General features: G+C 71.7%; 13 protein-coding genes. 4 read left to right on the forward strand and 9 right to left on the reverse strand.

Annotation, left to right across the window (positions count from 1 at the left end; all coding sequences use genetic code 11):
• Positions 1-60 precede the first annotated feature (60 nt).
• The gene (locus tag AB0442_RS37770) at positions 61-660 is read left to right on the forward strand and encodes an SUKH-4 family immunity protein (protein WP_366168063.1); all 600 of its coding nucleotides are present in this window, start codon (positions 61-63) and stop codon (positions 658-660) included.
• 659 nt (positions 661-1319) lie between these two features.
• Here the strand turns inward: AB0442_RS37770 and AB0442_RS37775 are convergent.
• From AB0442_RS37775 to AB0442_RS37800, 6 genes are all read right to left on the reverse strand, one after another.
• Positions 1320-1619, reverse strand: coding sequence for a YciI family protein (locus AB0442_RS37775; protein ID WP_366168064.1), 300 nt, complete (start codon positions 1617-1619; stop codon positions 1320-1322).
• 371 nt (positions 1620-1990) lie between these two features.
• Positions 1991-3412 carry a helix-turn-helix domain-containing protein gene (locus AB0442_RS37780; protein ID WP_366168065.1) on the reverse strand — a complete coding sequence of 474 codons (1422 nt, stop codon included), beginning with the start codon at positions 3410-3412 and terminating at the stop codon, positions 1991-1993.
• Between the two features lie 297 nt (positions 3413-3709).
• Entirely contained in the window at positions 3710-4129 is a 420-nt protein-coding gene (locus AB0442_RS37785) for an ATP-binding protein (protein ID WP_366168066.1), read from the reverse strand.
• Between the two features lie 89 nt (positions 4130-4218).
• The gene (locus tag AB0442_RS37790; RefSeq protein ID WP_366168067.1) at positions 4219-10746 is read right to left on the reverse strand and encodes a type I polyketide synthase; all 6528 of its coding nucleotides are present in this window, start codon (positions 10744-10746) and stop codon (positions 4219-4221) included.
• Between the two features lie 76 nt (positions 10747-10822).
• Positions 10823-12097, reverse strand: a complete 1275-nt coding sequence (locus AB0442_RS37795; protein ID WP_366168074.1) for a beta-ketoacyl synthase N-terminal-like domain-containing protein — start codon at positions 12095-12097, stop codon at positions 10823-10825.
• Between the two features lie 231 nt (positions 12098-12328).
• Positions 12329-12547, reverse strand: coding sequence for a DUF5988 family protein (locus AB0442_RS37800; RefSeq protein WP_263108343.1), 219 nt, complete (start codon positions 12545-12547; stop codon positions 12329-12331).
• A gap of 608 nt (positions 12548-13155) precedes the next feature.
• On the opposite strand from AB0442_RS37800, the gene AB0442_RS37805 reads away from it, so the two are divergent.
• Positions 13156-14217 (forward strand): IPT/TIG domain-containing protein, encoded by a 1062-nt coding sequence (locus AB0442_RS37805; RefSeq protein WP_366168068.1) that lies wholly within the window; start codon positions 13156-13158, stop codon positions 14215-14217.
• Positions 14218-14409: 192 nt separating this feature from the next.
• Here AB0442_RS37805 and AB0442_RS37810 read toward each other — a convergent pair whose 3' ends face one another.
• The 3 genes from AB0442_RS37810 to AB0442_RS37820 all read right to left on the reverse strand — a co-directional run bounded on the left by AB0442_RS37810 (position 14410) and on the right by AB0442_RS37820 (position 16491).
• Positions 14410-14619 (reverse strand): hypothetical protein, encoded by a 210-nt coding sequence (locus AB0442_RS37810; RefSeq protein ID WP_366168069.1) that lies wholly within the window; start codon positions 14617-14619, stop codon positions 14410-14412.
• A gap of 34 nt (positions 14620-14653) precedes the next feature.
• Positions 14654-15685: a divalent metal cation transporter gene (locus tag AB0442_RS37815; protein WP_366168070.1), complete on the reverse strand. Its 1032-nt coding sequence runs from the start codon at positions 15683-15685 to the stop codon at positions 14654-14656.
• A 191-nt stretch (positions 15686-15876) separates the two neighbouring features.
• Complete coding sequence (locus AB0442_RS37820; protein WP_366168071.1) at positions 15877-16491, reverse strand: divalent metal cation transporter; 615 nt, start codon at positions 16489-16491, stop codon at positions 15877-15879.
• A gap of 8 nt (positions 16492-16499) precedes the next feature.
• On the opposite strand from AB0442_RS37820, the gene AB0442_RS37825 reads away from it, so the two are divergent.
• A complete protein-coding gene (locus tag AB0442_RS37825) occupies positions 16500-17528 on the forward strand; it encodes a hypothetical protein (protein ID WP_366168072.1) in 1029 nt (342 codons plus the stop codon).
• A 1163-nt stretch (positions 17529-18691) separates the two neighbouring features.
• Positions 18692-19006: a transposase gene (locus tag AB0442_RS37830; RefSeq protein ID WP_366168073.1), complete on the forward strand. Its 315-nt coding sequence runs from the start codon at positions 18692-18694 to the stop codon at positions 19004-19006.
• Positions 19007-19100 lie beyond the last annotated feature (94 nt).

The following is a 19100-nucleotide window of genomic DNA, read 5'->3' on the forward strand; positions in this document are numbered from 1 at the left end:
CCTGTGCAATCTGGCACAACGACCGCACCGGCCAGCCCGTCATGCGCTCGCTGACCGCCTATGACCACTAACCCTTCGCATCATTCATCTAGTGCGTACCGCCGGGAGACCGCGCCCAACCTGCTGCCCCGGGACGTCTGGTGGGACGGTGGGCGGCTCACGCCCGAGGACGTGCAGCCGTACTACCGCGGCCTGGTCCTCGCCGACCCCGGGCACCTCGCCGAGGCGACCGGCGACGCGGAACCGGTTCGGGTGCTGGGGACGCTCGGGCTGCCCCGGGTCTCGGCGCTGGGCTGGCTGGACACCGACCGGGCGATGAAGGAACTCACCGTCACGGACGGCCTCCTGGTGATCGCCGAGGTCCACGGCGAGCCGGCCCTCTGGGTCGAGATCCCCACCGGCCGGGTCGTCGACTCGTACGGTGACACGGTCAACTCCTCGCTCACCGCCCTCGCCGCCTGCCTGGCGATGAGCGACTGGGCGCTCCGCCTGTCGGTGGGCCGTGCGACCCGTGGCGACGAATTCGGTGAGCACTACGCCTTCCTCGCCCACGTCCGTACGTCGCTGGCCCGCATCGACCCGGAGGCAGCTGCGGAGCACGACGACGAGTGGTGGTGGCGGCAGACAACCGAGGACCACTGCTACTCCCTGGACGCCTGACCCGCCCTCCGGAAAACCGGCCAGGCCCGGTCAGGGCAGCCGAGCAGGTCGGCGACAGCGGCGAGCAGGCTCTTTGCGTCGACGCGCGTGGTCCGTGGCCACAGGCCGACGAAACCAGCGCCAACTCCACGGAGAACACCCAGCGTCGTCATCCGTTCGCTGCGCCGGCCCGGGACAGGTCGCAGCCGAGATCGGCCAGCCCACGTCGGACAGCTTCGAGCCTGCGCGGGCCAGTCGGCGGACGGATGTGCCGGGGGCAGAGGCCGGGGAAGTGGACGGCCTTCATCCCTCCCCCGGTGCACCTGGGCGACTTCGTCGTCGGTGATGCGTTCGCTGGCCCGGACGTGGGCAAGCCGGTCCCGCTACTCCGCCGCCCATCGCTCGTGCTTCGCGATGCCCTCGGCTGAGTCCTCCGTCGTGGCTTCCGGGTCCGGGGCCTGCGGCGCGGCCCCCCACCGGGCCCCCTGGCTGGCGGGGTACTTCTCGATGGTCGCCAGAGCGAGCGCGACATCCTCCTCCGGGGCGACGTGCTGACCGAAGCTTCCCACGCCGAGTGCGGGCTGCGCGCGAGAGGGAATCGTGTGCGTGTCACCGGCCCGCCCGACTCCGGTGTTGCTCCGGCCCGCCACCCGCAGGCAGCGGGCCGCCATCACCCGCCCCTACGCAGGGAGCTGCTGGCGGTAGGTCTCCAGGGCCGGCGCGGTGGTGGTGGCGAGGAACTCCGTGACGCGGTACTCGGCGACGCCGGCCAGCACGAACGGGTCGCCCTCGACGATCTCCTCGATCCGCTCCCGGCTGTCGCCCACCGCGACGATCACGCCGCCGTCCCGCGGCACCTTGCGCCCGGAGGCGACGAACACCCCTGCGGCGTAGTGCCCTCGGAGCCAGTCCACGTGCTCGGCGAGCAGCGCGTCGATGCGGTCGAGGGTCGCAGTGTAGGTGAGTTCGAGAATGAACATGCGGGCCAGCCTATCCCCGGCGCCCCGCACCGTTGGCGGCTCAAGATCTCGTCCACCGTTTGGACGTGACCATCTCTGTGCCGCTCCCCTGCTGTTCCTCGATCTCGACGGTCCGCTGATCTCAGCCTGGTGTGTCGTTGACCGCTTGGTGCAGGTGGTCGGTCATCGCGTGAGCCACGCCCTGTGAGGCCTGGACATTCAGTGCTCGTCAGTGCGAAGCGGATCGACCGGCTCCATGCGGGGGCCGACTCCTCACGGCCCGGCGGGGAAACTCCGCCGGGGCGCGGACGGATGCGACGAGCACGCTGCCGGAGCGGCGCTCCGCCCGGCTCGGAGGTTCAGCGCCCCGACAGCAGGCCGCAAGCAGTTCCTCACTCCTCATGCGCCTCGCGATCCGGGCCGGCCCCCGGCGGAAGACGGCGTCGGGGCGCTCGGTGGCCCTCGGTGGTCCACTTCGATTGCCGCGGAAGCGAGGTACCGGAGCCGGCTTCGCGTGGGAGTGGCGGATCCCCCTCCTGCTCCTCGTCGCGAGCGGCCGGCCCGGCAGGATGCCCGTCTTCGCACCCGGACAGCGCCCGGGCCTCGGCCGGGGCCGCCCGGGACAGCGGGCGGGCAGATCCGCCTGCCGTGCAGCTCTGCGTCTCCCCGCCGGCGAGCCGTACGGGTCGTTCCAGGGTGATGCGGCCGCTGCGCACGGCGATCGTGCGGCCCGCTCCTCGCGGCGCCCTCGGAAAGCAGGCGATGACCGCCCCGTGGGGGGTCGTGACGGACAGGTACGGTTCGTCCAGCCTCCGGCGGATCCCGACCTCGCTGCCGGCGAGGCATGCGGGAAGCATGTAGTGGTTCCCCTCGAACGAGACGCTCCCGTGCGGACCGACCGTGCGCTGAACGCGGACGCGGGCAGGAAACGGCTTCGAGGGCAGCGGCAGCAGGAGCCGGACGTCCCCCTCCGCCCGCCGGCGCCAGCTGTCCGAGCGCTCGGCGAGACGATCGAGGCTGTCCTGGGCCTCCTGCATGCCGACATCGTCAGCTGCGGTGTCCCACCAGTGAAGGACGACGGCGCGGCGGGCACGGGCGGCGGGGACGGACGGTCCCGTCTGCGGACGGATCGCGATCGAGGCGCCGTAATAGGTCGCGATCTCGTGGAAGGTGGCGGCCACCTTGCCGGCCGGTGAGCAGACAGGTGGGGTCCGGTCGAACAGCCAGCGCGCCCCGGTGCCACCCAGCCGCCGCAGCACCTGGTCCACGGCTTCGACGTAGTGGGGAAGGTCGTCGGCGGCGGCCAGGCCCGCACGCCAGCGGCCGGACCGAGTGAGCGATCCCACGAGCACGTACGCCCGGGCCCCGCAGTCCCACTCGACCGGCGGGGCCGGGAGCTGCACCCAATCGAACTGCACGTCCTCGACGGTGCCGCAGACGGGGCGGTCCGTCCCGGGACGACAGCATCCGCAGGCCGGGCGCGTCAGATGTGTGCGCAGGGCGCGGGTGAACGTCGAGTAGGCACCGGTGTAGCCCAACTCGACGATCTCGCGGTGGAGTGCGTTTGCCTGCAGGTGCGGGTCCTCGTCGAGCCGCTGCCGGCAGTACGGGACGAACCGAAAGAACTCACTGGGGCGCACCGCCCGGACTCCTGCGGTCCGCTCCCCTCTCACATAGGCCCTGACCGTCTTGCGGTCCCGGCCCAGGCGCCGGGCGATCGCCGAGACGGACCATCCCTGGCGACGCAGGGCTCGGATCTCCTTGTAATCCTCCGGGCTGAGCACCCGAACCCCCTGACTGTCGAATTTCGCCACTGCACACGGCCTTTGGTGAACGGCGACTGCACGACAGGCTTCCGACACATATGCCAGTGGCAATTCGGAGACCGCAGTCGCCCCATTCGGGATGTGAGGTGGAGCTCTTTGGTTGATTCACATGGCCGCGCGCACGAACCGCAGAGGCGTGAGGATCGCCGGCGGAGCGATCGCGCAGCAGAGACCGGTGTCCGTTCGTCACCGACACCCGCCCCGCCCGCTCTGCAGGGGGCCACCGGCCCTGTGCAGAGCCGGTGGCGGACAGGCGGGGCAAGCGGGGACGGGGACGCCCCCGTCTCACAACCTCAGTCGGCAGGAGATGGTCTTGGTTCCGTCGCGATGGAAACGGCAGGCCCAGGATCCGGCGACACTCTCGACCAGCAGCAGACCGCGCCCGCCTTCTTCGCAGGTGACCGCCCGGTGCACGCGGGGAGCGCTGTTGGAGCGGTCCCGCACACCGATCGACAGCCACCGCTGGTCGAGCGCGATCGTCACCCTGATGGGGTGCTCGCTGTCGGTGTGCCGGATCGCGTTCGTCAGAAGCTCGGTGGTCACGAGTTCGGCGTCCTCGGCGAGATGGGCCATGTCCCAGTGACCGAGGATTGCCTTCACGGCACGGCGTGCGGGCCGCACCTGCTCGGGCTCCGGGAACACGAACATCGAGATGCGGCGGTTCTGTACCCGCTCGTAGGTGCCCGGCGGCTGTGTGGAGGTCATGTCCGTCCCCTGGCTTCGCTCCCCGGCGGAGCCGGGACTACGTCCTTCGCGGTGTCGGTGGTCCGGCGCGCTCGCAGCCTGAAGCGGGTTCATGGGTTCGTCCTCGGCGGCCTGGTGCCGGCGGGCGTGGCGCCCGAGGATCCGGCCGACTGCGCGCGGCGGGGCCCGATGAGGTCCACGGCGGGGGATGCGGCGGCGTCGGGTGGAGCAGGGGAGGCGTCGCAGGCCAGGCCGACACCGATGTGCTGTGCGAGGCCGTCGGCGAGAGCCGCCAGGGTGGGATGGGCCGAGACGAAGTCGCCCGCGAGTCCGACGCCGAACGCGTCCTCCAGGCGGGTGCGCAATTCGATGCGCAGCAGGGAATCGAACCCGAGTGCCTGCAACGGGGTCTGCGGATCCAGGGTGCTGGCCCCCAGCCGGAGGACGGTGCGGATGTGTTCGGCCAGGAAGTCCTCGAGCACCCTGCGCCGGGCAAGGCCCGCTTCCGCGGCCTCCAGCTCGCCCCGGATGTCGCGCACGGCGTGCTGGGCGGCCTTCTGCGCGGGGATGTCGGGCGCCTCGGGCGTGATGAGTGCGAACAGCGAGGACTTCCGGCCGGCCGGGGGAATCCAGGTGTCCGGCGGGCCGGGGACGACGCCCGTGCGTACGCGGCCGTGGGTCAGGAGCGCCGCGAGGGCGTTGAGTCCGTCGGCGGTGGGGATCGTCCGGTAGCCGCGGGTCGCGAAGCCGGTGGCGACCCCGGTTTCGCCCCAGGGCCCCCAGTTGACGGCCAGTGTGGGCAGGCCGCGGGCGGTGCGCCACCCGGCGAAGGCGTCGAGCCACGCGTTTGCGGCCGAGTAGGCGCCCTGGCCCGGATTGCCGAAAAGGGAGGCCATGGAGGAGTACAGGACGAACCAGTCCAGCGGCAGCGACGCGGTGGCCTGGTGCAGCCGCCAGGCCCCGGTGGTCTTGGGGTGCCAGACGCGTTCGAGCTGGTCGTCGGTGATGTTGGACACGGCGGCATCGTCGAGGACCATCGCGGCGTGGAGGACGCCGCTCAGCGTCCCGCCGTCGGCGGTGGCTTCGGTCACCAGCTTCTCGGCGACGCCCGGCCGGGCGATGTCACCCAGCACGACGCTGACGCGGGTTCCCAGTTCGCGCAGCCCGGCGAGGACCCGTTCGGTGTCGGCCGAGGGCGGTGTGCGTCCGTTGAGGACGAGGTGGGCGGCGCCGTGCTCTGCCAGCCAGCGCGCTGTGGCGAGGCCGACACCGCGCAGGCCTCCGGTGATGAGGTAGGTCCCGTCCGGTCGTACCGGTGAGGGCGCTTCACGCAGGACGGCGGTGGTGGTGCCGTCGCCGGGTATCGTCAGGACCAGCTTGCCGATGTGGCCCGCGCCGGCCATGAGGCGGAAGGCGTCGGCGGCCCGCGCGAGCGGACGGGTCCGGCAGGGCAGCGGGGCGAGGGTGCCCCGGGCGAATTCTGCCAGGACCTCGCGCATCACCTCGGCGAACATGTCCGCGCGGGTGTGCTGGAGCTCGACGAGGTCGACCGTGCTCATCGTGATGTTGTGCCGCAGGAGTCCAAGACCCAGCGGGGTGTCGGCGAGGATGTCGCGGACGCCCAGTTCGACGAATCTGCCGAAGGGCCGCAGCGTTTCCAGTCCGGCCCTGATGGCGGGCCCGGAAAGGGAGTTGAGGACCACGTCAACCCCCTCTCCCCCGGTGGCGGCGCGGGTCTGCTCGGCGAAGTCCAGGGAGCGGGAGTCCATGATGTGCCGGATGCCCATGGCGCGCAGGTGCCGCCGCTTGTCCTCGCTGCCTGCGGTGGCGAACACCTCGGCGCCCAGGCGCTGCGCGACCGCGATCGCGGCCAGTCCCGTCCCGCCGGTGGCACTGTGGATCAGGACACGCTCACCGCTGGTGAGCCTGGCCACGTGCCGCAGTGCGTACCAGGCGGTGAGGTAGGCGATGGGCAGCCCTGCGGCCGTCTCGGCGGTCAGGCCCGCCGGGATGGGCGCGACGCTGGTCGCGGGCACGGTGGTGAAGGTGGTGAAGAGGCCGCCCCGCACGTCGACGACGAGAACGCTGTCGCCGGCGCACAGATGCCTGACACCCGGACCGACGGCGGTGATCACGCCGGTGGCCTCGAAACCGATGCGGTAGCCCGCTTCGTCGTCGGTCGCCAGCATGCCCATGGCGGTGAGCACGTCGCGGAAGTTCATGCCTGCGGCGTGGAGGCGCAGTTCGACCTCACCGGGGCCGGGGGCGCGCCGAGCCGTGGCGGTCAGGCGCAGGGCGTCGAGGTCGCCGAGCCGCTCCGCGTGCAGCTGGAAACGGTCGGTGCCGTAGCGCACGGTGCGGGTGAGGGCGGTGGCGCGTTCGGTCTCGGACAAGGGGGTGTAGGCCAGCCGGGCGATGTGGCGGGTGTCGCCGCGCAGGACGATCTCGTCCTCGGGAGGGTCGGTGAGGAGTTCGGCCGCAAGCCGGTGCAGGCCGTCGTCGGCGATGTCGGCGTCGATGAGGGTCGCTCGCAGCTCCGGGTGTTCGTGGGTGAGCACCCGCACGAGTCCGCGCACGCTGCTCTGGGCCGGGTCGACGGGCCGGCCGGGCTGCAGATCGTAGGCGGCTCGGGTGACGGCGAACAGGCGTGTGGGCGCGCTGCGCGCGATCGCGCTCTGGGCGGCGGCGAGCAGACGGCGGGTGCGGCACAGTGCGGTCGCTCCGGCGTCGTCCTCGGGCGCGGAGGGTGTGGACAGGACGACCACGGCCCGCGGTGTGGGCGATGCGTCCCAGTGCCTGGTGATGGCCTGCTTGAGCTGCGAGAGGGTGGCGGTGTCGACGGGAAGGTCGAGGGCGTCGGCGCTTGCCCCGGCGCGGTGGAGGGCATCCGCCAGGGTGCGGGCGGAGCCGTCCGCTTCGCCGATGACGAGCCAGGACCCCGGCTCGGCGGGTTCGGGACGCTCGCGGTGCGGCTCGGGCTGCCATCGCGTTTCGAGGAACCACCGGTCGACGGTTTCGTCGGACTCCCGGCCGTGGCGCAGGAAGCGCAGTGCGTCGATCTCGACGAGCGGATTTCCCGCCTCGTCCAACAGCCGCACGTCTCCGACGATGCTGTCGGCCGCGGTGTGGGTGAGCCAGGCGTGCGCGTAGTAGGCCTTCTCAGGATCCGCGAGGATCCGCACGGCCTGCACATGGACGGGCAGCACCAGGCCGTGGCCGGATTCGTGGACCAGGCCGGCGACGACGAGCTGAGCGCACAGGTCCAGGAGGACCGGGTGGATCCGTAGGCCGTGGGGCGCGCTCCGTGCCGGGGCCGGCAGTGTCACGCGGGCCCAAAAGCTGTCGCCCTGCGCGGAACTGCGAAGTTCGGTGATGCCGCTGAAAGCCGGGCCGTGTTCCAGGCCCCGTGCGCGCAGGCTCTCGTAGAGCGCGCCCGGATCGAGCACGACGTCATGGCCGGTGGACAGGGCGTCCACGGACAACGCCGGTTTGCGGGGGGACGGGTCGATCCGGCGTAGGTCGGCAGTCGCCTGCCGCACCCATGCGCCGTCGTGGCCGCGACCGAAGATCGCGCAGTCGGCGCGGTCCGTGCCGCTCTGGGTGACGACCGTTCCGAGGGGCGTGTGCGCGTCGAGGTGCAGCATCTCGCGGAAGTGGATGTCGGTCGCTTCGACACCGTGTGGAGCACCGGGTAGGACCTCGGCGGCGGTCAGGGCCAGGGCGCAGTAGGCGGCGCCGGGCAGGACCGGCCGGCCGTGGACGCGGTGGTCGGACATCCAGGGCAGGACGTCGGTACCGGTGTCGGCGTGCCAGGTGTGGCGCGGTCGGTCGCCGGGCACCTCCGTGTGCGTTCCCGGCAGGGTGGCGGGTGTGCGTTCGGTGGACCGGAGGACTGCTCGCGGCGGGGCGGTGTCGGTCCAGTGGGGTCGGCGGTCGAAGGTGAGTGCGGGCACGTCGGTGAGGTGGCCGTCGGCGTAGACCCGGGACCAGTCGACGCTCACACCCGCGCAGTGCAGGGCGGCGAGCTGGGTGCGGAAGGTGCTGCGCTCGTCTTCCCTCTTGCGCAGTGTCGGCAGGATCACGGGCTCGTGAACCAGTCCGGTCAGGCTTCCGGCGAGCGAGTGGGTGACGACGGGTTGCGGCGAGACCTCCAGGTACACCTGGTGGCGGTCGGCGGCAGCGGCCGCCGCGGCGGCGTGGAAGCGCACGGGCCGGCGCAGGTTGGCGCACCAGTAGGCGGCATCGAAGAGGGGTGTCGCGCGGGGGTCGTCGAGGACGGTGGTGTAGAAGGGGACGGCCGGTTGGCCCGGAGTCAGATCTGCGAGGGCGGTCGCGAGGTCGGCGAGCAGCGGGTCGACCTGGGGGCAGTGCGAGGCGACGTCGACGTCGATCATGTGTGTGACGACTCCGCGGGCCCGCCAGGCGGCGGTGAGGTCCCGGACGGCGGCGACGGTGCCGGCGACGACGGTCGAGCTGGGTGCGGAGACGACGGCCACCGAGACCTTGTCGGCGCCGACAGCGGCGAGTTCGGTCTCGACGGTCGCCCTGTCGAGGCCGACGCTCGCCATGGCGCCGGCTCCGGCGATGCGGGTGAGGAGAGCGGATCGTCGGCAGATGACCCGCACGCCGTCCGCCAGGGTGAGTGCTCCGGCGGTGACGGCGGCCGCGATCTCGCCCATGGAATGGCCTATGACGGCGGCCGGCTCCACCCCGTGGTCGCGCCAGGTGGCGGCGAGGGCGACCTGCAGGGCGAACAGCGCGGGCTGCACGCGGCCGCAGCCGCTGATGTGTTCGCGGTCGTGAACGGCTCGCAGGACGGAGAATCCGGTTTCCGCGGTGATCAGCGCATCGGCTTCGGCCAGTGCCTCGGTGAACGCAGGATCCTTGCCGAGCAGGCCGTGTCCCATGCCCGGCCACTGCGAGCCCTGGCCGGAGAACACCCAGACGGCGCCACGGCTCACGCCAGCGCCCACGTGGCCGCGCACGACGCCGGGATGGGCTCGTCCCGCTTCGAAGGAACGCAGGGCATGGGTCAGCTCGCCGTGGGAGCCGCCCACGACTCCGAGCCGACCGTGCCCCGGGGAGCGGCGCAGGGCGAGGGTGTGGGCGACGTCGTGCAGCGGCGCGGCGGCTCCCTCGGTCTCCAGCCAGCCCGCCAGGCGTGCCGCGGCGGCGGGCAGGGCGTCCCGGGAGCCGGCGGCCACGAGGAGGACGTGAGGCGGCGTGGTCTGCTCCTGCGACGGCGCGGCGTCGGCGGGGACGCGGTCCGGTCCGGCGGCGGCGGTGGTGGCGGCGGCGGTGGCGGCGCTGGTGGCGGCGGGAAGGAGGGTGGTGCGGCCGCGGGTGGGGGCCTGTTCGAGGATCACGTGGGCGTTGGTCCCGGAGAAGCCGAAGGACGAGACGGCGGCCAGCCGCGACGCCGTGAGGATGGGCCAGGCGGCCAGGTCGGTGGGAACGAACAGGCGGGTGCCCCCGGCGTCGATGGCCCGGTTCCAGCGGGTGAAGTGGAGATTGGGCGGGACGAGCCCGCGCTGGAGGCAGAGCACCGCCTTGATCAGGCCGATGACTCCGGCCGCCGGCTCCAGGTGGCCCACGTTCGTCTTCACCGAACCCAAGGCGCAGCGCCCCTGTCCCACACCGTAGACCGCGGCCAGGCTGGAGAACTCGACGGGGTCTCCGACGGGCGTGCCGGTGCCGTGCGTCTCCACCAGGCCCACTTCGCGCGGGTCGGTTCCGGCTCGGGCGAGGGCCTGACGGTACAGGACCTGCTGGGCCTCGGCGGAGGGCGCGGCCAGGACGTCGGAGCGGCCGTCCTGGTTGACGGCCGAACCGCGGATCAGGGCCAGGATGCGGTCGTGGTCACGGAGCGCGTCCTCCAAGCGTTTGAGAACGACCACGCCGCATCCCTCGCCGCGCACGAAGCCGTCCGCGGCGGCGTCGAACGTGCGGCACCGGCCGGTGGGCGAGAGCATCCCCATGCGGGCGAAGGACATGGTCGTTCTTGCGCCGAGCATCAGGGTGACGCCGCCGGCCAGCGCGAGATCGCACTCGTCGTTGCGCAGGGCCTGGCAGGCCAGGTGGACCGCCACGAGCGAGGACGAGCACGCGGTGTCCAGTGCGACGCAGGGGCCCTGCAGGCCCAGCAGGTAGGAGATGCGCCCGGGGGCGACACAGTGCCCGTTGGTGAGGATCGCTCCCTCGAGTTCCCGGGGCTGGCCGGCGAGGGACTCCATGTAGTCGGTGTAGCTCAGGCCCGAGAACAGTCCCGTGGACGTTCCCGCCAGTCGCTCCGGAGGGAGGCCGGCGTGTTCGAGGGCTTCCCACGTCACCTCCAGGAGCAGCCGGTGCTGGGGGTCCAGAACATCGGCCTCCTTGCCCGAGACCCCGAAGAAGTCGGCGTCGAAGCCGGCGACGTCGCGGAGGTAACCTCCCCATCGCGGCATCTGCCCGGCGCTGCCGACCGGAACGGCGGGAATCTGTCCGGCGCGGGTGACCGGCGGTTCGCCGACGGCGTCGCGGCCGGCTTCGAGCAACCGCCACAGGGCGGCGGGCGAGTCGGTGTCGAGGGGAAGGCGGCATCCCATGCCGATGACGGCAATGTGCGTGTCGGCAACTCTCGGGTTCTCCGCGTGGCCCATCACAGGGTCTCCTTGCGCTTGCACGAACGGACGGGGAGCGCTCGCCGTGCGGCGGCGCGGGTGGCGGCGGCCGCGGTCAGTCGGCGTCCGGGCTGCCCAGCAGGATGGCGCTCTTGACCCCACCGATCTGGTAGTTACAGGTCAGCGCGTAGTCGAACTCCAGGCGCCGGGTGTGGACGCCGGGGACGGGATCGAAGCGGATGTTGTCGGCAGGCTCCTCGCAGTTGGCGGTGGGGCACACCTCGCCCTGCTCCAGCATCAGGAGGGTCAGGGCGACGCCCAGAGCCCCCGCCGGGGCGCCGTTGTGGCCGAAGCAGGCTTCCTGGGAGGTCATCAGGAGGTCTTCCACGCCGTCGCCGTACAGCTGCTGGACCGCGTTCGTCTCGAAGGCGGTCACGACGACGTCACCGTCGCTGCCGCCGTGGATGTAGGGCACCTGACCGATGTCCCACCGGTCGCCGAGGCACTTGCGGACGGCGGTGACCAGGGAGGCGCCGCTCTCGTCGCTTGCCAGGGGGTTGGACAGGCCGTCCCGGGTCATGCCGTGCGACAGGACCTGCCCGTAGATGTAGGCTCCGCGACGCTCGGCGCGGTCACGGCTCTCCAGTACCAGGGTCGCCGATCCCTCCCCGTGGTTCACGCAGTCGGCCCGCCGGTCGTAGGGCCTCATGACCCGGTCGAAGGACGGGAGGAGCTCGGGCATGCCGTCGACGCGGATGGACTCGTATGCGCCTTGGGCTCCGTGCAGCAGGCGCTGGACGTTCTGGATCACGTCCACGCCGAAGACGTCGACGCCGGTGATGACGGCGAGGTCGATGTCGCCGGCGGCGATCATGCGACGGGCGTTGCCGATCTGGACGGCGGACGAGGCGCAGCCGCACGAAACGGTGAAGCAGGGCCCGGTCGTGCGCAGCAGCGCCCCCTGGACCAGTGCCACGTCGGAGGGGGTGAGTCCCTGCTGGGCCCTGACGAACAGCTCCATCGCCTGGTGGGGGGTGGTGGTGCGCGCGTCGGCGTGCAGGACTTCGAGGTAGCTGGCGATGTTGGCGTCGATGCCCCCACGGCCGACCAGGACCGCAGCGTCGGTGAGGTCGCCGTTTCGGATGCTCAACTGGGCGTCGGCACAGGCTTCGACGAGGGAGACCAGTCCGTAGCGGTGGGCGTTGGTGTAGTGCCGGGAGAAGATGCCCGGCACGTCGGGCAGGCGTTCCGCGAAGGCCGTCTCCGGCAGTTCGACGGAACCGTAGTAGACGCCGTGGTGCTTCAGGCACGAGCGGCCGTGGGAGGCCACGTCCCAGACCTCGCCCACGGTGAACAGCGGTTGCTCTTCGCCCGGCAGGCAGAACCCCATGCCGGTGACGACGGTGTCCGTGCCTCGGGAGCGCCCGGGGGAGGGCCGGCTCACGAGGCACGTCCCAGGGGCGCGGGGCTGAAGCTTCGTACGCGTGCAGGAAGGTCACTGATCACTGCTCACCTCGGGTTGTGGGGAGGGATGTTGAGGGAGGGGCTGCGCCGGTGGCCACGGGTGGTCCCGGGGGCCCGGCATCGGTGTCGGGTGCCGGGGAGGCGGTGACGAGTCGTGCTACTCGGCCACGGCGGTCCGGTACGACCACCGGTAGACGGGGATCAGCACGTCCCCGACGTCCTGGAAGCGCCTCGTGAACTCGAAGTGCTCGTAGCCGTTCCCGCGAGGGATCTTCAACCGGTCCTCGATGACGTCGGTCTCTACTTCGTGGATCTCAGGAATGTCACTCGGTCCTCCTCTGAGGAGGACCATCAGGCGGCTGGACGTGGCACTCACCTCACCGATCGGAAACGATCTGGATTCCACGCAGAAGAGTCGGACCAAGTGCTGATCGCACACGCTCCAAATACCCGACCTCAAGAGAGTTAACCCAGAAAAACAAACGGCGCACGAGGCACACCAGGGGGCGCACACGTTCCGGTCCCCACAGGCCACGAGAAACAGGAAGCCGACCTCCCATGATTCGCACCAGGCACCCGAAAGCTGCGGGTGGAGCAAATATGAATACTGCATCATGCTCGCATCGAATGTCCATTATGAGCAACAAAACACCAGGTCAAGGCAGCACTCTGGGCGATGTTCGCGCACGTTCTCCGCTCGGGAGTGGACCACATTCGGGAATCGCACTGCGGATTTCGAAGGTCGCCCGGCCGGACCTTTGGTCAGCGCTCACCAAAAACGGCCACGAGCAAGCCCCCTAATCGTCACGGAGTTCCCGGGCCGTAGCGCCGAAGAGGAGGTGCGCCCCGAAAAGAACCCAATGCCGCATTCATCGGCAAGCGACCCATTGCCGAGCGCAACACCTATTCTGCCGCGAGGAATAACTCGCCGACTTGGCCGAAATCGGCCTTGTCCGGCCCTGCGGATCTCGAGAAAGAGGACCCATGTCGTCGCCGGTTCTCCGCGCCGTCGTCCCTTCGCAGGGGCCCACGACCAGGGGCGCCTCCGTGCTGCGGCTCGGCGCGGGACTGACCGAAACCACGGCGGTCCTGTTCGGCAGCACACCCGCCCTCGGCTTCACCGTCGGCTTCGACGGCGCCGTCACGGCCGTCGCCCCTCCCGGAACCGGCACCGTCCGGATCACGGTGGCCACAGCAGCCGGCACCGGCAACGGCGCCTCCTGCACCAGCGCGCCGCACGACGATCGGGCAGCTGCTTCGACGCGCCGGTCGAACACCGCGATCGGGGTGGGGTGCCGGCGCCGGCGACACCTGGCAGCGATCTGCCAGGAACCCGGGGCCGCCGTTCCGTCCGTGCGCGAGTCCCGCGTTCGCAGCGGGCCGGCGGGGCCGCGGCCCGGGGGGGGTGCGGACGAGAAGAAGGCGTTCCGGGGCGTGCCCGACCGGGACGGGCACGAGGTCCCGAACCCGGCGGCCAGGCGCACGGCGACCCGAAAACTGCACCGTCGCCGCCCGATGGCTGTGCCGGTGATCGAGACCGTTTCCGACTGGGCCGGAGTGCGCACTCGAAACGATCTGCTCGCCGCTGCGGAGGGGGCCGCCCGGCCACGCGGCGAGGCCCCCACGAGCCTGTCCCCCTCAACGGCACCCGCACCGACCGCCCGGACCGACCTCGACCCGGCCACCGAGAACGCGCCACCCTCCGGGCCGATCAGAACGCCGAACTCCCTCCGTCTCACTGGCGGTTCGCCCGCGGCGCAACGCGCGCGCTCGGCCGGATCCACGGCTTCGGACATCTCGACCGCTGCCCCGCCTCGCCCCCGGTGGGGGCCGCGGGGCCCTGAAGGCGCGTGCAACGTCGGTGGGGGTGCACAGACGCGGCGTCCGGTGACCGGTCGACTGGTCCACGGGGGCCGGTCACCGGGCCCCGGCCGTCCGGCGCGGCGGTCGCTCCGCCCGCTCATGGCGGGCAAGCGCGACGTCGCCGTCTCCCGTGGGTGCCGTGCCGGCCCGGGCCGCGCGCCGATCCCCGGGTGGCCTCGGTGAGCGGAATACGGACCGCTCACCGGCGGTGGACGGATGAAGCCGGGCCTGCTCGTCCCTCCCCGGGGTCAGCGGCAGCCGGGCGAGCACTGCGGAGAAGTCCTCGGCCGGCACCGGGTGGGGCGACCCGAGGTCTCGGCGACGATCAGGCCGTTCGAGTCCGGGCGCCGTGCCGAACGGCTGGTGCGTCAGTGCCTACTCCCCCGCCGCCATCTGCCGCCCAGGACGCGGAGAGTCGGTCACGATCTCGTACAGGCCTGGCCCCACGTTCCGGAACCAGCCGCCCACAGCCTTTGCAAGGCGCGCACGGAGCAGATCGACCCGGTCCGCCGCAAGCCCCGGAGGGATCTCCACGTACTCCCTCACCAGCGCGACCTCTTCCGGTGTCAGTACGGGCTCCACCATGAACAGCCTCCAGAAAATCGGCGCACACCGCCTCTCACCCGACACCACCGGACAGGCGACCGCCCCCCGCACCCATTTCGCAACGATTTGAGAGCGGATTCGCCCGCACCTTGCACGTGACGGCCGCGGCAGGGGACGTGGCTCGTCGCTGAGCGACCTCGAAAGCGCGCTGCGGGCCGGCGGGCTGCCTTCGCGCCCGGACGGCGCGGCAGCCGTTGGCCCCCGTTGACCGGTGTCCACTGCCGACGACCGCTGGACTGGGCTTTGCCTCACCGTCTGCCGGAGGGGCGAGCAGCGAGCGGGGCGAAGACCTCAAGGACGCCGGTCGTCCAAGGCTGCGGGCGAGGCCGGTCGGCTGCCGGCTGCCCCGGGGGCAGGGCCTCCGGGACGTTGTGCCGGCGGCGCTGCCGAGCTCGGCGGATGTTGTGTCCCGAATGCGCAACCGCAAGGCCGGTAGCGGCCGAGGCACGGCCGCGGCGTGGCGGACCTGGAAGAGCACGTGCGGACCGACCTGCGACATCGCCAATGCGGCGGCGATCATCGGCATCGAACGCCGACTCCCGGCCGCCGCAGCCGCGACCAGTGTCAGCCACAGCCAGCCGGCCAGCATCGGCCCGGCCCGGCCCGACCTCCGGCGGCACCGTGCGCACCCGAGGGCGGCGCCACGCTCACCGTGGCGAACGCGACCGTCCGCACCAGCCGCACATTCAGGGCGGCCGGCAGCGGAGCGAAGCGCCGCACGGTCGTCTTTCAGGGGGTCGGGCTCCCCAGATGGCGGCGGCCGGGGCTCAGGCGAGGCCGAGCCGGCCGAGAGGGGGACGACGGCGCCGGCGAGGGCGGAGGCGCCGATCAGACCGAACGCGAACAGCAGCTCGGCGCCGTACCCGGCGACCGGCCCGAGTGCCTCAACAGCCTGCGCCGCGGACTCCAGCGGCCCGCTGCCGCCGATCGCGGAGGCGGTGGCAATGACGACGGTGAGACTGATCGCGCAGGCGAACACCGCGCCGAGGACGGCGTCGGCCCGGATCAGCCTGTGGTCGGCGGGCTTGGCGCCGCGGTCGACCACGCCAGCGGCAGCGTAGAGCTACATGTACGGGCTGGCGGTGATACCGATCAGGGCGACGGCCAGCAGGATGAAGTCCTTGCTCGGTTCGATGTGCGGGACGACCAGGTGCTCGCCGACCCGCCCCGGTCGGGGTGGCCGAGGACCATCGCGACGGGGTAGGCGAAGAAGGCCAGCGACATGATCAGGAAGATCTACTCGGCCCACTTGTAGGAGCCGAACAGCATCAGTGACCACAGCAGCACGGTGGCGGGCGGGACGACCGCCCACTTCGGCACGCCGAGGAGCTCGAAGGCGGCGCCGATGCCGGCGAACTCGCTGACGACCAGTCCGGTGTTTGCCAACCCGAGGCAGAACACCGCGAGCGCCGCGAGGCGGAGGCTGAACTGTTCGGGGATCAGCGCGCCCGGGCCTTTGCCGGTGTGGGGCGCCGAGCCGGACCGCCATCTCCTGCACCATCGCCAGGGCGACGGTGACCAGCGCCATGAAGAACAGTGTGCCGTAGGTGAACTGGGAGTCAGCCGAGGCGTAGGTGCGATGCCGGCCACGTCGTTGCCGGCGTTCGCGGCGACCAGGCCGGGTCCGGCGATCAGCGGCGGCGATGCGGCGCCAGCCCTACGGCGGACCGACGGAGCCGCGGCGACAGCCGATGTGGCAGGGGCAGGGGCGGTGTCGAGATCGCGGGTCACGTATGCCGTATCCCGTGCGAGCGTCCAGGGGCCTGCTCGGCCCACTTCCCCAGGCAGGACGCGTCCACGGTGAGGCCCTGACCCGCGCCGCGGGAACCGGTCGGCCCGCTGCGTCGTCACCTACCGACGTGACTGAAGTGATCCCCGCCCTGCCCGACGACCACAAAGAACTGATCTCCGACCTCTGCGGGATCGTCAGCGACTACCCCTACGGGAGCCCGTCGGCGACCCTCGGACTGCTCGCCGACGACACGGCGGACGCGCTCGACCGCATCGGCACCCCGCAGGGGCGCCGGGAGCGGACCGGGTACACGATCCTGCTCTCCACCACGTGCTGGTACGTCGCCGCACGCATCTTCAGCAAGTCCCTCTTCGCGTCGTACACGCGAGCCCTGGAAGGATTGCGGGCCACGCTCGACCCGGCGTCCTGCACTTGCCCGGCCGGAGCCCACCCCACGGACGTGGACGACGAGTACGGCGTCGAGGCCGGAGTGAGCATGCTGTCCGAGGCCGGCCGTGCCGTGTTCGCCGAGGAGTACGGGCTGGAGGGCGAGGAGTTGGCGGCGTTCGACTGCGAGGCGTTCCTCGCCGGCCTCGCCGACGGGGCCGCCGCCCGCATGCGCGAGGCCCACGAGGAACTCTTCGGCAACGTGGACGTCTCCCATCTCGACGCGCAGTTCCTCCACGGCGACGGCGGGATCGACATCGTCGCCCTGCAGAAGGCGATCCGGCGTTCCTGGGAGGACAACACCGGCCCCGTCGCGCTGTGGTCCTCCCGCCGTTGGCTGGCCGGGCAGGTGCGCGACGAGGAACGGATCGGCCTGTTCCTGTCCCTGTGGATGGGCATCGCCCAGACCTACGACGGCCTGCCCCCCTCCTACGTCCGCGACCTGGCCGCGGCCCTGGACACCATCGACCCGGACGCCTCGTGCGAGCACCCCCATCACCCCTGGTCCGCGACAACGCACACGGACTCCCGGTACGAGGCGGTAGTGCATCTGTACGCCCCCCAGGACCACCCGGAGACTCCGGTACCCGTCGAACTCTCGGCCCGCGAACTGTGGGAATGCCCGGCGCACTACGCCGAGCTGGCACGCGGTGCACGGACGATCCTCCAGCAGTGGCGTCACATGCGCGGCGAGGAGGAGGAGCGGTAGGACCCGATGCGGGACCTACCGACCGGATGCCATCCGATCTGCCGCGGCCGCCACCAGGCCGGTACCGCCGAGGGCCGCATCCAGTGTCCACTGCCGGCCGCAGCACTCGAGCTGGATCCGCATCCCACGGCCGCCCCTCGCAACGACGTGGGCGTCGGGGCCGTGCCGCACGCAGCGGGTGCCAGGAATAGCCCGGGGCTCGAACGGGTATGTCAAAGGTCGGACCCGGCTGGCACTCCCCCACGGAACACGCAGCCGGGCCCAGGCGAGGGACCAGGGCCGCCCGGCACTCCCCCCACGGAGGCAGAGGCGGCCTTCGTCTTGCCCATCACCGCTACGCAATGTACATGACAAGCCTACCCAACGCTACAGCACCGCCGACCGGACGTTCGGTTGCACGCTCGCGCCTTCATCGGCCTCCACCTCATGAGCAGTAACACCCGCAGTCCGACCTGCGGCAGGGCTGTGGAGCAGACACCGCCCCCCGCCCCTGGACGGGGATTGACGGCCCCTCTGGCGGACCCGCACACCCTTCTCGACTCTTCGCCCTGCTCGATCACCGGCAGCCGATGGAACTTCGCCCCGCTCCAGACCGTCGGCCGGCAACTGCGGATGGCTGAACGCACAGTGATGTACGGCACCGTGTTCGGTGGGGCGGGCCGGGCGCAGGCAGGAGGAAGGAACTGGGGGCAAGGCACGGGAGGGCTGGGGCGCCCCGGCCGTCCGGGCTGCCCGAAAGGCGGAGGGTATGGCCTTCACCGCGGTGCACGCCGAGCCGGGCCGACTGGACGCAGACGACCCGGGCGCGGCTGGGCCTGGAGCGCCGTCCACCGGACGCGTCCGCACGTACCGCTGACCTGCCCGGAATGCACGCCGAGCTCTCCCCCACCCGGATCCGGTTCTTCGCCCCCGCCACACATCCCGGCGGCACCGGGCGCGCCGGCCCTTTCGGCTGCTCGGACCGTGTGCCGGGGACAGCCGCACCGGCTGGACCACGCGATCGTTCTCCCCGGCCGGCCCGGCAGCCACGCCCCGCAGACCAGTACGGTCGTCACCGCCACCGGCCGCACCGGCCCCCGGCGGCCATCGGGCCCTGACCCCGGATGCTGGACACCAGAGACACTTGGATCTTGATGGTCCGGGTGGACAGGAGTCCTGCACAGATGGTGATGAAGCACTACCCGCCGCAGTTCAAGGCGGACGCGGTCGCGCTGTACCGGTCGCGTCCGGGCGCGACGATCAAGTCGGTCGCCGAGGATCTCGGGGTGAACACCGAGACGCTGCGGAACTGGATCCGGGCCGCGGACGGGCGGCGTCCCGGCTCGCACTCGGCGTCGGGAACGGCCCCAGCGGCGTCGGTCGGCGACGCGGTCCAGGCCGAGTTGGCGGCCGCGCGCAAAAGGATCCGGGAGCTGGAGGAGGAGCGGGACATCCTGCGTCAGGCGGCCCGGTATTTCGCGGGGGCGACGCGCTGGTGAGGAGCCGTAAGGAAACTACTGCCAGGTTCGGCCCAATATCGCTGCGGGGCATGGTAGATGGGCTGTTGTGGCGATTCCGGATGATGTCCTTGCG

The sequence above is a fragment of the Kitasatospora sp. NPDC085895 genome, assembly GCF_040702125.1.
Classification (GTDB): Bacteria; Actinomycetota; Actinomycetes; order Streptomycetales; family Streptomycetaceae; genus Kitasatospora; species Kitasatospora arboriphila.

What these genes read in the sequence shown, in the direction of transcription:
- AB0442_RS37770 (WP_366168063.1), top strand. Translation starts at nt 61, where the DNA reads ATGACCACTAACCCTTCGCATCATTCATCTAGTGCGTACCGCCGGGAG.
- AB0442_RS37775 (WP_366168064.1), bottom strand. Translation starts at nt 1,619, where the DNA reads ATGTTCATTCTCGAACTCACCTACACTGCGACCCTCGACCGCATCGAC.
- AB0442_RS37785 (WP_366168066.1), bottom strand. Translation starts at nt 4,129, where the DNA reads ATGACCTCCACACAGCCGCCGGGCACCTACGAGCGGGTACAGAACCGC.
- AB0442_RS37790 (WP_366168067.1), bottom strand. Translation starts at nt 10,746, where the DNA reads ATGGGCCACGCGGAGAACCCGAGAGTTGCCGACACGCACATTGCCGTC.
- AB0442_RS37795 (WP_366168074.1), bottom strand. Translation starts at nt 12,097, where the DNA reads ATGGGGTTCTGCCTGCCGGGCGAAGAGCAACCGCTGTTCACCGTGGGC.
- AB0442_RS37805 (WP_366168068.1), top strand. Translation starts at nt 13,156, where the DNA reads ATGTCGTCGCCGGTTCTCCGCGCCGTCGTCCCTTCGCAGGGGCCCACG.
- AB0442_RS37810 (WP_366168069.1), bottom strand. Translation starts at nt 14,619, where the DNA reads ATGGTGGAGCCCGTACTGACACCGGAAGAGGTCGCGCTGGTGAGGGAG.
- AB0442_RS37830 (WP_366168073.1), top strand. Translation starts at nt 18,692, where the DNA reads ATGGTGATGAAGCACTACCCGCCGCAGTTCAAGGCGGACGCGGTCGCG.